Annotated in this window: 8 protein-coding genes; 5 read left to right on the plus strand and 3 right to left on the minus strand. The window is 72.0% G+C overall.

Features of this window, described 5'->3' with window-relative positions:
- Positions 1–32: 32 nt before the first annotated feature.
- The 3 genes from ACSFA2_RS09745 to ACSFA2_RS09755 all read left to right on the plus strand — a co-directional run bounded on the left by ACSFA2_RS09745 (position 33) and on the right by ACSFA2_RS09755 (position 4,188).
- Positions 33–1,727, plus strand: coding sequence for a PglL family O-oligosaccharyltransferase (locus tag ACSFA2_RS09745; protein ID WP_435455127.1), 1,695 nt, complete (start codon positions 33–35; stop codon positions 1,725–1,727).
- 62 nt (positions 1,728–1,789) lie between these two features.
- Positions 1,790–2,986: a glycosyltransferase gene (locus tag ACSFA2_RS09750; protein ID WP_435455128.1), complete on the plus strand. Its 1,197-nt coding sequence runs from the start codon at positions 1,790–1,792 to the stop codon at positions 2,984–2,986.
- Positions 2,983–4,188, plus strand: coding sequence for a glycosyltransferase family 4 protein (locus ACSFA2_RS09755; RefSeq protein WP_435455129.1), 1,206 nt, complete (start codon positions 2,983–2,985; stop codon positions 4,186–4,188). Before ACSFA2_RS09750 ends, ACSFA2_RS09755 begins: the two co-directional genes overlap by 4 nt.
- Here the strand turns inward: ACSFA2_RS09755 and moaC are convergent.
- Positions 4,173–4,652, minus strand: a complete 480-nt coding sequence (gene moaC, locus ACSFA2_RS09760; RefSeq protein WP_435455130.1) for a cyclic pyranopterin monophosphate synthase MoaC — start codon at positions 4,650–4,652, stop codon at positions 4,173–4,175. The two genes, ACSFA2_RS09755 and moaC, sit on opposite strands and share 16 nt — an antisense overlap.
- 63 nt (positions 4,653–4,715) lie before the next feature.
- Between moaC and ACSFA2_RS09765 the strand changes: the two genes are divergently transcribed.
- Both ACSFA2_RS09765 and ACSFA2_RS09770 read left to right on the plus strand, forming a co-directional pair.
- Positions 4,716–6,356 carry a M48 family metalloprotease gene (locus ACSFA2_RS09765; RefSeq protein WP_435455131.1) on the plus strand — a complete coding sequence of 547 codons (1,641 nt, stop codon included), beginning with the start codon at positions 4,716–4,718 and terminating at the stop codon, positions 6,354–6,356.
- Between the two features lie 4 nt (positions 6,357–6,360).
- A complete protein-coding gene (locus ACSFA2_RS09770; RefSeq protein WP_435455132.1) occupies positions 6,361–11,586 on the plus strand; it encodes an amino acid adenylation domain-containing protein in 5,226 nt (1,741 codons plus the stop codon).
- On the opposite strand, the gene ACSFA2_RS09775 is transcribed toward ACSFA2_RS09770, so the two are convergent.
- Both ACSFA2_RS09775 and ACSFA2_RS09780 read right to left on the minus strand, forming a co-directional pair.
- The gene (locus ACSFA2_RS09775) at positions 11,573–11,923 is read right to left on the minus strand and encodes a phage holin family protein (protein WP_435455133.1); all 351 of its coding nucleotides are present in this window, start codon (positions 11,921–11,923) and stop codon (positions 11,573–11,575) included. The genes ACSFA2_RS09770 and ACSFA2_RS09775 overlap by 14 nt on opposite strands.
- A 100-nt stretch (positions 11,924–12,023) precedes the next feature.
- Positions 12,024–12,488, minus strand: coding sequence for a hypothetical protein (locus ACSFA2_RS09780; protein WP_435455134.1), 465 nt, complete (start codon positions 12,486–12,488; stop codon positions 12,024–12,026).
- Positions 12,489–12,524 lie beyond the last annotated feature (36 nt).

Raw genomic sequence — 12,524 nt, forward strand, 5'->3', positions numbered from 1 at the left:
AAGCTCGCTCTTTCGGTCGGCACAATCGACCCATGAGCTCCCCCGCCGCCCCGCCCGCCACCCCATCGGCCGGCGCACCAGGCTTCGCCCCCGCGGCCCTCATCGCCTTCCCCTTCCTCTCCCCCCTCGTCGCCGGCCCCTCCGCCAACGTCTGGCAACTGCTCGTCGCCTGGGCCTGCGCGACCGCGCTGTGGGCGCTCGGCCCGCGTGCGCTGCCGTCGCGGGGCGTGCTGGCGCTGCTGGCCTTCCTGGGCGCGTCGATCGCGCTGCGGCGCGGGCACGATCTGTCGCAGACCCTGGGCGCCTGCGTGGCGTTGGCGATGGCAGCCGTGGCCGCGTCGGTCGGCGCGGGGTGGGCGCGGGCGCGCGGTGGCGCCGCGGCGCCGCTGGCGCTTGGGCTCTTCGCCGCCGGCGTGCTCAGTGCGGTGCTCGGGCTGCTGCAGTACTACGGCGCGGCGGACTGGCTGGCGCCCTTCACGACTGCGCCCGACGTGGGGCAGGCCTACGGCAACCTGCGCCAGCGCAACCAGTTCGCCACGCTGATCTCGATGGCACTGGTCGCGGCGCTGTGGCTGCACGTGGACTTCGGCGGGCGGCGCCGGTGGGCGTGGTGGGGCGGCGTGGCGCTGCTGACGCTCGCCGCCGCCGCGTCGACCTCGCGCACCGGGCTGCTGCAGTGGCTGGCGATCAGCGTGGGGGCGGCCGGGCTCGCGTGGGGGGAGCGTCGCGGCAAAGCGGCCGCGGCCCCGCGGCTGCCGCACCCGGTGGGGTTGCTGTCGCTGGTCCCGGCCTATTTCGTCGCCGCCAGCCTGCTGCCGATGCTGGCCGGCCCGGCCGTCGAAGACATGCTGCGCCGCCTGCGCGAAGGCGCGCCCGAAGGCCACAGCCGCCTGCTGCTGTGGCGCAACGTGCTCGACCTGATCGCCGAGCGCCCCTGGGGCGGCTGGGGCTGGGGCGAGCTCAGCTTCGCGCACTTCAGCCATCTGTACGCCGGGCCGCGCTTCGTCGAGATCCTGGACAACGCCCACAACCTGCCGCTGCACCTGGCGGTGGAGCTGGGGGTTCCCGTGGCGGTCGCGGTCTGCGCCGGTTTCATGGCGCTGGTGCTGGGCGCCCGGCCCTGGCACGAGCGCGACCCCACGCGGCTGATGGCCTGGGGCGTGCTGGGTGCGATGGTGCTGCACAGCCTGCTCGAGTACCCGCTGTGGTACGGGCCCTTCCAGCTGGTGTTCGGCCTTTGCCTGGGGCTGCTCTGGCCGGCGATCGGGGCGGCGGTCACGGTCGGCCATGCCGCACCGCGCCGGCGCGCCTGGCCGGTCGCAGCGCACGCGGTGACGGCGCTGCTGGTGGCGGTGGTGGCCTACACCGGTTGGGACTACCTGCGCATCAGCCAGATCTACCTGGCCCGCGCCGAGCGGCTGCCGCCCTGGCAGGACCACACGCTGGAAAAGCTCCGCGCCTCCTGGCTGTTCGCCGGCCAGGTGCAGTTCGCCGAACTGTCCCTCACGCCGGTGGTGCGCGCCAATGCGCCGACGGTGAACGCCCTGGCGCAAGGCGTCTTGCACTTCTCGCCGGAGCCGACGGTGGCCGCGAAACTGATCGAAAGCGCCACGCTGCTGGACCGCGACGACGAGGCGCTGGCGCTGGCGGCACGCTTCAAGATCGCCTATCCCGTGGAATATGCCCGGTGGATCCGGGGTGAAGCGCCTGATGCGCCAGGAGATTGAGCGTCGTTTAGTCACAATTTGGGTCAAAATGTAAACTTTCGACTGCCTATCGTTTGCCCCGCATGAAGATCCTGAGCGTCATTTCCAGCATGGACCCAGTCAAAGGCGGGCTGTCGCAGGGCGTCCGCAACCTGGTGCCCGCACTGGCGGCGCTCGGCGTCCACAGCGAGGTGCTGAGCTTCGACGCGTCCGACGCGGGCTTTCTCGGGCAGGACGACTTTCCCATCCACGCCATCGGCCCGGCCAAGGGGCCCTACGCCTACTGCGCCGCCCTGCGGCCGTGGCTGGAGGAGAACGTCTCGCGCTTCGACGCGGTCATCGCGCAGGGGCTCTGGCTGCACAACAACGCTGGCACCTGGCGCGTGTTGCGGCAGCTGCGGCGTGCGCAGTCGGCAGCGGCCCCGCGCTTCTACGTGATGCCGCACGGCATGCTCGACCCCTATTTCCAGAAGGCCCCCGAGCGCCGGTGGAAGGCGCTTCGCAACGTGCTGGCGTGGAAGCTGTTCGAAGGCGCCGCGGTCAACGGTGCCGATGGCGTGCTTTTCACCTGCGCGCAGGAACTGCTGCTGGCCCGCGAGCCCTTTTCGCCCTACCGGCCGCAGCGCGAGCTCGACGTCGGCTTCGGCATCCAGGCGCCGCCGCCGCTCACCGCCGCCATGGCGCCCGCCTTCGCGGCCCGCTGCCCCGGCCTGGGCGACAAGCCCTACCTGCTCTTCCTCGGTCGCGTCCACGAGAAGAAGGGCACCGACCTGCTGCTGCGCGCCTACCTCGAACTGCGGCGCGAGCGGCCCGACATGCCGGCCCTGGTGATCGCCGGCCCGGGCCTCGAGAGCGACCATGGCCGCAGCCTGCTCGCCACGGCGGACGGCCAACCCGACGTGTATTTCCCCGGCATGCTGGGCGGCGACGAGAAGTGGGGCGCGCTCTACGGGTGTGACGCCTTCGTGCTGCCCAGCCACCAGGAAAACTTCGGCATCGCCGTGGTCGAGGCGATGGCCTGCGGCAAGCCGGTGCTGATCAGTCCGCAGGTCAACATCTGGCGCGAATGCGCGCCGGGCGGTCTGGTCGACGAGGACACCGCCGCCGGCGTGACCCGCCTGCTGACGCGCTGGTTCGCGCTGTCGCCGGCCGAGCGCTCGGCGCGCGGCGTGGCGGCCTTCGCCGCCTACCGACGCCACTTCGCCGCCGGCGAGGCGGCGCAGCGATTGCTGCGCGCCCTGCGCGCGGTGCAGAACGAACCCATGGGTGCCGCCGCATGAACATCGTCCTCTTCGCGCATCCGACCTTCCTCGGTTCGGCCAGCATGCCGCGCTACACGCAGTGGCTGGCCGACGGCATGGCCGCGCGCGGCCACACGGTGCGCATCTGGGCGCCGCAGCCGGGCTTCCATGCGCTGCCGGTGCCCGGGCGCCTGAAGAAGTGGATGGGCTACCTCGACCAGTTCCTCGTCTTCCCGCGCTGGGTGCGCCGGCAGATGGCGGCCCAGCCGGCCGACACGCTGTATGTCTTCAGCGACCATTCGCTCGGGCCGTGGGTGCCGCTGGTGGCATCGCGGCCGCATGTCATCCACTGCCACGACCTGTTGGCGCAGCATTCAGCCCTGGGCCGGGTGCCGCTGAACCCGACAGGCCTGAGCGGCCGGCTGTACCAGCGCTACATCCGCCGGGGCTTCGCGCAGGGCCGGCGCTTCATCGCGATCTCGAAGAAGACCGAGCAGGACCTGCGCGGCTTCGTCGGGCCGGCACCGACCATCGAGGTGGTCTACAACGGCGTCAATCCGCAGTTCGTTCCGGCGCAGGACATCACGGCCCAGCGTGCGGCGCTCGGGCGCCGGCTGGGCATCGACCTGTCTCGCGGCTTCCTGCTGCATGTCGGCGTGAACGTCTGGTACAAGAACCGCGCCGGCGTGCTCGCCATGGTCGACCGCTGGCGCCGCAGCACGCCCGAAGGCCTGCCGCTGCTGATGGTCGGCCCGCCGCCGCCGGACGCGCTGGCCAGCCAGCGGCTGGCGATGCATGCGCCGAGCGAGGTGCACTTTTTGTCGCGGGTCGACGACGACGTGCTGATCGGCCTCTACGGCACCGCCACCGCCTTCCTCTTCCCGTCGATCGCCGAAGGCTTCGGCTGGCCCATTGCGGAAGCGATGGCCTCGGGCTGCCCGGTCATCACGACCGATGCCGCGCCGATGAACGAGGTCGGCGGCCAGGCCGCGTTCTATGTCCCGCCTGCCGACGCCAACGCGCCCGCCGATGCGGCGTGGACGGCGGCAGCCGCCGTCGTGATCGCGAAGGTGGTGGCGTTGTCGCCGCTCGAGCGGCAGCTCGCCATCGACCAGGGGTTGTCGCAGGTGCGCCGCTTCGATTCCGAATCGGCGCTCGACCGCATCGAGGCCATCTACCGCCAGACCCTGGCCGCGCCCGCCGCGGTGCGGCCGGCCGCGGCACCTCAGTCGGCCACGTAGCTCCCGGACTTGCCGCCGTGCTTCTCCAACACCCGCACGTCCGTGATCGTCATCGCGCGATCGACCGCCTTGCACATGTCGTAGATGGTGAGCAGCGCCACCTGCACGGCGGTCAGGGCTTCCATCTCGACGCCGGTGGGGCCGACCGTCTCGACGGTCGCGGTGCACACCACCTGGGGCACGCCGCCTTCGGACAGCGCGAAGGCCACGGCCACGCGGGTGAGCGCGAGCGGGTGGCACAACGGAATCAGGTCGCTGGTCTTCTTGGCCGCCTGGATGCCGGCGATGCGCGCGATGCCGAGCACGTCGCCCTTCTTGGCGGTGCCGGATTCGATCAGCGCCAGCGTGTGGGCCTGCATCTCGATGCGGCCGGTGGCCACCGCCACACGGTGCGTGGCGGGCTTGGCGGCCACGTCCACCATGTGGGCCTGGCCTTGTGCGTCGAAGTGGGTGAGTGGGCTCATGGTGAACGTTCCCGAAGGGTGTGCATCATACGAGCCCACCGCTTCCTGAAGATGACGAACGCCATGCCGCGCCCGACCGCCGTTGATCGCCCCCTGAACCGCCGCCGGCCGCTGCGCCGCACGCTGCGTGCGGCGGCCCTGGCCGTGTGGGTCGCGTCGCAGGCGCTGGTGCTGCCGGCCGCGCAGGCGCAGCTGCTGCCGGGCCTGGGCGACGGCGGCGAGATGACGGCCGCGGCCGAGCGCCGGCTGGGCGACCAGATCGCCCGCGAGCTCTACCGCGACCCCGACTACATCGACGACCCGGTGCTGGTCGACTACGTGCAGGCCATCTGGCAGCCGCTGCTGGCTGCGGCGCGCGTGCGCGGCGAACTCACGCCCGAACTCGACGAGCGCTTTGCGTGGGCGGTGCTGCTCGGGCGCGATCGCAGCATCAACGCCTTCGCGCTGCCCGGCGGCTACCTGGGCGTGCACCTGGGGCTGATCGCCGTCACCGACAGCCGCGACGAACTGGCCACGGTGCTGGGCCACGAGCTGTCGCACGTCACGCAGCGCCACATCGCCCGCATCATGGCCAAGCAGAGCCGCGACATGCCGCTGATGCTGGCGGCCCTGGTGCTCGGCATGATTGCCGCCACCAAGAGCGGCAGCGGCGATGCGGGGCAGGCCGTGATCATGGGCAGCCAGGCCATGGCGATGCAGAACCAGCTCAATTTCTCGCGCGACATGGAACGCGAGGCCGACCGCGTCGGCTTCGGCGTGATGACGCAGGCCGGCTTCGCACCGCAGGGCGCGGCCTCGATGTTCGAGAAGCTGCAGTACGCCTCGCGCCTGAACGACAACGGCTCCTACCCGTACCTGCGCAGCCACCCGCTCAACAGCGAACGCATCTCCGACATGCAGGCGCGCTTCCAGTTCCGCGGCGACGCCGCGGCGCCGGAAGATGCGAGCGCCGGCCTGGGGCTGGCCGGCGCGGTGCGGCCGGCCGGCCCGCGCACCGCGGCGGCACCTGCGCTGCGGATGGAGCACGCCATCGTCGCCGCCCGGGCCCGTGTGCTGTCGCGCCCCGGCGTCGACGTGCTGCGCCTGTGGATCGACGCCGCCTCGGGCACCGAGTTCGCGCGGCGCTCGCCGGCGCAGCAGGCCGGCATGCTCGCCGCGGCGGCGCTGGCGGCCAACGAACTGCGCGATCAGCGGGCGGCCCGTGCGCTCTCGGACCGGTTGACCACGCTCGCCGCGGGCGACCCCGCGTCGGCGCGCCTGGCGCGCCTCCTCAGCGCCGAGCTGTACCTTGCCGCAGGCGCTGCCCCGCAGGCGGCCGCCTTGCTCGACGTGCGCGCCAAGGCACGTGCCGACATGCTGCTCGCGGCCCAGGCGGCCGTCGCCACGCGCCAACCAGAACCCGCCGTTGCCCCGTTGCGCGACTGGGTCGCGACCCATCCGCGTGATGCCGGGGCGTGGCAAATGCTCGCTTCCGTGTATAGCGCACAGAACGACACCTTGCGTGCGGTACGCGCCTACGCCGAAGCGAACGTAGCTGTGCTCGACTATGCAGCGGCACGCGACCGGTTCAAAGCCGCCCAGGACATGGCGGCGCGAGGCTCAGGCGGCACCGTCGATCATTACGAGGCCTCCATCATCGATACCCGGGCGCGCGCCGTCGAAGCCCTGCTGCGAGAGCAGCAGGCCGAACCGCCCTTGCGCTGACACCATGAACCATGACGCAGGACTCGTATCGCCGAGTTCCCTGTCTGCCGTCTTCGAGTCGGGCTGCGCCAAGCACCCCGACCGGCCTGCCTACATCTTCCTGAAAGATGACCTGTCCGCTGGCGAGCAACTGAGCTACGGGGACCTGTCCATCGACTGCCATCGCCTGGCCGTGCGCCTGGCGGCGCTGGCCCGCCCCGGCGACCGCGTCCTGCTGGCCCTGCCGCCCGGACTCGACTTCGTCCGCGCGTTCTGGGCCTGCATGCTCACCGGCTGCGTGGCCGTGCCGGTGCCCGCGCCCGACCCGGTGCGGCTGCTGCGCTCGGCGCCGCGGCTGCGCGGCATCCTCCAGGACACCGACGCCACGCTGGTGTGGACCGCCGCCGACCTGCTCGACGGCGCGCGCCAGGCCTTCGAGCCCGCCTTGTTCACCGCGGCGCGCTGGATCTCGACGGCCGAACTCGAGGCCGCCGAACCCGGCATGCCCGGCCAACTGCCCTTCGTCGCCGGCGACGCGCTGGCCTATCTCCAGTACACCTCGGGCTCGACGCTCGCGCCACGCGGCGTGCGCATCAGCCATGCGCAGGCGCTGGCCAACGTGCAGGCGCTCAACGCCGCCGGACGGGTCGACGCCCGAAGCCGCACGCTGAACTGGCTGCCGCACTTCCACGACTACGGCCTGGTCTGCGGGCTGCTGGCACCATTTCAGGCCGGCGCCACCAGCTGGCTCATGTCGCCGCTGACCTTCCTGCGTCGCCCGCTGCGCTGGCTCGAGGCGGTCGGTGCGCTGGGCATCACGCACACCGGCGCGCCGATGTCGGCGTACGTGGCGTGTCTGCGTGCGCTCGCCGGCGCCCCGCTGGCCAGCGACCTCTCGTCGCTGGTGTCGCTCAGCTGCGGGGCCGAGCCCCTGCGCGCCGATGCCGTCGAGCGCGTGCTCGACGTGTTCGGTGCCGCGGGCCTGCGCCCCGAGGCCTTCATGCCCGCTTACGGTTTGGCCGAGACGGTGCTGGGCGTCACGCTGTCGACGTCCGATCACCCACCGCGCCTGATGGCTCTCGACGCCCAGGCACTGCAGCACGACCGCGTCGTGCCCGCACGGGGCAACGGAACGGCGGCGGTCCGCCTCGTCGGTTGCGGCCTGCCGCTCGCGCGCACCACGCTGCGCATCGTCGACCCGGCGACCGGCGCGGTGGCGGCGGCCGATGCGGTGGGCGAGATCTGGGTGCAGTCGCCCAGTGTTGGTCATGGCTACTGGCGCCAGCCCGAACTGACCGAAGCCGGCTTCGGCGCGCGCCTGGCCGATGTCGACGGCCCCTTCCTGCGCACCGGCGACCTGGGCTTCCTGGCGGAGGACGGCGAGCTTTTCGTCACCGGCCGGCTGAAGGACCTGCTGATCGTCCACGGCGGCAACCACTACCCGCAAGACATCGAATGGACGGCCGAGCATGCGCACCCGGCGCTGCGGCCCGGCTACGGTGCGGCCTTCTCGGTCGAAACGTCCGAGGGCGAGGCGCTGGTGCTGGCGCTCGAGACCGAGCGCCGCACCCGCGACGACGCCGCCCAGGCCGCAGCGGCCGCCGTGCGGCGCGCCATCGGCGAGGCGCACGGCCTGCCGGTCGAGGCCGTGGTGCTGGTGCGCTCCGGCTCGCTGCCGCGCAGCTCCAGCGGCAAGATCCAGCGGCGCGCCACCCGGCAGCGCTACCTCGACGGCACGCTCGACATCCAGGCGGCCGTCACGCGCGAGGCGGTGCTGCCGAGCGTGGACGAGGCGGCTGACAGTGCCGTCGTGCCCTCGATGCACGAGATGCCGCGCGACGCCGCCGAGCAGGCGGTCTGGGACATCTGGCGCGAGGTGCTCGACAGCACCGCCTTCGGCGTGCACGAGAACTTCTTCGAGCTGGGCGGCACCTCGCTGCTGATGACCCAGGTGGCGTCGCGCGTGAGCCAGCAACTCGGGCTCGAACTGCCGCTCGCCGCGCTGTTCGACCACACCAGCGTCGCGGCGCTGGCCGACCATGTCACGCGGCTGCTGGCCGAGCATGGTGGCGTCGCGCCCGCCGTGCCGGCGGCCATCGCGCGCGTGTCGCGTGGCGTGCCGCTGCCGGTGTCGCTGTCGCAGCGGCGCATGTGGATCATCCAGCAGTTCGACCCGGCCTCCACCGCCTACAACGTCGTGGTCTCGCTGCGCATCCGCGGTGCGCTCGACGTGGCGCTGCTGCAGCGCGCGTTCGACCACATGGTCGAGCGCCACGAAAGCCTGCGCACGCGCCTCGTGCTCGAAGGTGCCGAGCCGATGCAGGTCATCGAGCCGTCGGCGCCCGCGCCGATCGAGCAGATCGACCTCTCCGCGCGACCCGACCGGCTGGCGCAGGCGCGCACCCTGCTGGCCGAGCGGCTGGACACGCCCTTCGCGCTCGACCGCGCGCCGTTGCATCGCGCCACGCTGCTGCGCCTGGGCACCAACGACCAGGTGCTGCTGTGGGTGATGCACCATGCCATCGCCGACAACTGGTCCTTCGCGGTTCTGATGCGCGAGGCCCTGACCGTCTACGCGGCCTGGCAGGCCGGGCGCGAGCCGGAACTCGACCCCATCCCGGTCGCGTACGCCGACTACGCCGCCTGGCAGCGCAGCCCGTCGTCGGTGGCGCAGCGCCGGCCGCAGATGGACTACTGGCGCCAGCGGCTGGCCCATCTGGCGCCGCTCGACCTGCCGACCGATTTCGCCCGCCCGCCACGCCCGAGCTTCCGCGGTGCGCGCGTTTCCGCCACGCTCCCGGTCGCCCTGCGTGCGGCCATCCGGGCCTACGGCGCGCACGTCTCGGTCACGCCCTTCGTCGTGCTGCTGGCCGCCTTCAAGCTGATGCTCACGCGCCAGGCACGCAGCACCGACATCGCCGTGGGCACGCCGGTCGCCAACCGCCACCGCTTCGCGGCCGAGCACCTGGTCGGCACGCTGGTCAACACGCTGGTGATGCGCACCGACCTCGGCGGCGACCCGAGCTTCGACACGCTGGTGCAGCGCGTGCGCGCCACCGCCATCGAAGCGTATGCGCACCAGGAAGCGCCCTTCGACGAACTGGTCGAGTCGCTCGGCCATGACCGCGCGGTGCATCCCGAAGGGCTGGTACGCGTGCTCTTCAACGTGCTGAACGCGCCGCTCGGCCGGCTCGACCATGCCGGCCTGGAGGTGGAGGAGTTCCCGTTCGACCGGGCCACCGCGCAGTTCGACCTGTCGGTGCACATCGACACCGAGTTCACCCACCGCGTGCACTTCGAGTATTCGACCGACCTGTATGCGCACGCCACGGTCGAGCGCATGCTCGAGAACTACCTCGCGCTGCTCGAGCGGCTGCTCGCCACGCCGTCGCTGCCGCTGTCGCAGATCCCGATCGTCGCGCCGTCGCAGCAGGCGTTGCTGCGGGATGGCTGGAACGCCACGCGGCGCCCGTTGCCCGCGACGCAGACGGTGCACCACTACCTGCTCGGCGCGCGATCGGTGGGCGACGACGCGGTGGCGCTGGTCGACGCAGAGGGCACCACGCTGTCGTTCGGCGACCTGGAAGCTCGCGCCAACGCGCTCGCACGCACGCTGCGTGCCCGCGGCATCGGCCGTGGCCACCGCGTGGGCCTGGGCGTTGCACGCGATGCCGGCCTGCTGGTGGCGCTGCTGGGCGTGCTCAAGTCGGGCGCCGCCTACGTGCCGCTCGACCCGGGCTTTCCGCAGGAGCGCCTGCGCTTCATGGCCGAAGACGCGGGCCTGTCGGCGCTCGTCACGCGCGGTGTGTCGGCGGACTGGCTCGCCGCGGCCGGCGTGCCGGTGCTGGCACTGGACATCGATCAGCCCGTCGCGCCGGGGCAGGGCGACGCGCTGGCGCCCGATGCATCGCAGGACGCCGGCCCGCTCGATGCGGCCTACATGATCTACACCTCCGGCTCCACCGGCCAGCCCAAGGGTGTGGCGGTGCCGCACCGGGCGGTGGTCAACTTCCTCGCGAGCATGGCGCGCACGCCGGGGCTGGCCGCGGACGACCGGCTGGTGGCGGTCACCACCCTGTCCTTCGACATCGCCGTGCTCGAGCTGCTGCTGCCACTGGCCGTCGGCGCGCGCGTCGTGCTGGCCGACGCGGCGCAGGTGCACGATCCGCACGCGCTGCGCGACCTCATCGCGCGTGAGCGCGCCACCGTCATGCAGGCCACGCCCACGCTCTGGCGCATGCTGCTCGACGCCGGCTGGTGCCGCCCGGACAGCGTGCCGCATTTCAAGGCGCTGATCGGCGGCGAGCCGCTGCCGGCGGCGCTGGCCGAACGGCTGCTGGCCGGTGGCGTCGAACTCTGGAACATGTACGGGCCGACGGAGACCACGGTGTGGTCGAGCGTGTGGCGCGTCAGTGCACCGCGCGACGGCATCTCGATCGGCCGGCCCATCGACAACACCGACATCCAGGTGCGTGATGCCGACGGCCAGCTGTGCCCGATCGGCGTGCCCGGCGAGCTGTGCATCGGCGGGGCCGGTGTCACGCTCGGCTACCACCAGCGCGACGAACTCACGGCCGACCGCTTTCCGCCGGATCTCGACAGCGACGAGCCCGGCGCGCGCTTCTACCGCACCGGCGATTTAGGCCGCTGGCGGCACGACGGCTGGCTGGAGCACCTGGGCCGGCTCGACCGACAGGTGAAGGTGCGCGGCCTGCGCATCGAGCTGGGCGAGATCGAGGCCGCGCTGCGCGACCATCCGGCGGTGGCCGAAGGCATCGTCGCGACCCACGCCCAGCACGAGGACGACGTGCGGCTGGTGGCCTATATCGTGCCGCGCGGCGAAGCACCCGACACGTCCTTGCTGCGCGACCACCTGCGCACGCGCCTGCCCGAGTACATGCTGCCGCAGCACGTCGTGGTGCTGGACGCGCTGCCGCTGCTGCCCAACGGCAAGATCGACCGCAACGCCTTGCCGGCACCGCACGTCGACCTGCGCCCGACCCACCGTGCCAGCCGCGCGGCACCGAGCACGCCGGCCGAACGCGCCGTCGCCGAGGTCTGGTGCGAACTGCTGGGCATCCACACGGTCGACCTGCGCGACAACTTCTTCGACCTGGGCGGCCATTCGCTGCTCGCGATGCGCGCCGTGATGACCATCCGCGAGCGCTTCGGCTGGGAGATCCAGCCGCCGCGTTTCGTCTACGAGACGCTCGGGCAGCTGGCCCGCGAAGAGAACCTCAGCGTTTCGTGAAACCGCCCAGCGCGGCCTCGATGATCAGGCGCAGCAGCGAATAGATCAGCGAGCCGATCAGCGCCGCGACGAAGCCGGTCACGACGAAGCCGCCGAGCAGGCCCGAGGCGGCCCAGAACATCAGCGCGTTGATGACGAAGAGGAACAGGCCGAAGGTGACGATGGTGACCGGCAGCGTCAGCACCACCAGCACCGGCCGCACGACCATGTTGAGCAGGCCGATCACCGCGGCCGCGATCAGCGCCGAGGTGAAGCTGCTCACCTGCACGCCGCTGTAGAGGTAGGTGACGGCGAGCAAGGCTGCCGCGCTGAGAAGCCATCGTAGGAGAAGTCGCATGGCGGGCAGGATACCCCAGCATGGCCGTCGCCCCCAAAGAAACGGCCGCCCGGAGGCGGCCGTCGTGACGGGTGCGGTGGACCCGTGCCGTGGGGCCGATCTACTCGGCCAGCTCGTTCGCCAGCACCAGCAGGGCGCCCAGGCCCATGGTCGCGCCAGGCAGTGCCCAGCCGCTGTGGCCGGCCGGCTTCTGGTCGGGCGACACGGGCTCCATGTCGACGCCGAGCTTCGGGCGGCGCGCATCGATGACGCGCGCTGCACCGTGCTCCTGCTTCAGGCGTTGCGTGAGGTCGGTCAGCGAGCCCTGGGCCAGCACCGGCGTGATCGCATCGCCCGAGCGCTGCAGCAGCGGCAGCATCTGGTCCTGCGTCTTGGCGAACCACTTGCCGCGCCAGTTCTCGCGGGCGCTGTGGCTGACCCATTTGCTGATGCGGTGCGTCATGCGCGGGGCGCAGGCCACCAGCACCCAGTGCTTGGCGCCGGCGCTCACGGTGCCGGCCGGCGCCTTGGCGAGGAACTCGCGGGCGTAGGCCGCGTCGTCGACGTACAGGATGATCTTTTCCACGATGCGCTCCTTCAGGTAGTTAGAGTGGCAGAGACT

Origin of the sequence: Variovorax cryoconiti, assembly GCF_051216395.1 — a bacterium.
In the GTDB taxonomy this organism is placed as follows: Bacteria; Pseudomonadota; Gammaproteobacteria; order Burkholderiales; family Burkholderiaceae_C; genus Variovorax.

What these genes read in the sequence shown, in the direction of transcription:
- ACSFA2_RS09745 (WP_435455127.1), top strand. Translation starts at nt 33, where the DNA reads ATGAGCTCCCCCGCCGCCCCGCCCGCCACCCCATCGGCCGGCGCACCA.
- ACSFA2_RS09750 (WP_435455128.1), top strand. Translation starts at nt 1,790, where the DNA reads ATGAAGATCCTGAGCGTCATTTCCAGCATGGACCCAGTCAAAGGCGGG.
- ACSFA2_RS09755 (WP_435455129.1), top strand. Translation starts at nt 2,983, where the DNA reads ATGAACATCGTCCTCTTCGCGCATCCGACCTTCCTCGGTTCGGCCAGC.
- moaC (WP_435455130.1), bottom strand. Translation starts at nt 4,652, where the DNA reads ATGAGCCCACTCACCCACTTCGACGCACAAGGCCAGGCCCACATGGTG.
- ACSFA2_RS09765 (WP_435455131.1), top strand. Translation starts at nt 4,716, where the DNA reads ATGCCGCGCCCGACCGCCGTTGATCGCCCCCTGAACCGCCGCCGGCCG.
- ACSFA2_RS09770 (WP_435455132.1), top strand. Translation starts at nt 6,361, where the DNA reads ATGAACCATGACGCAGGACTCGTATCGCCGAGTTCCCTGTCTGCCGTC.
- ACSFA2_RS09775 (WP_435455133.1), bottom strand. Translation starts at nt 11,923, where the DNA reads ATGCGACTTCTCCTACGATGGCTTCTCAGCGCGGCAGCCTTGCTCGCC.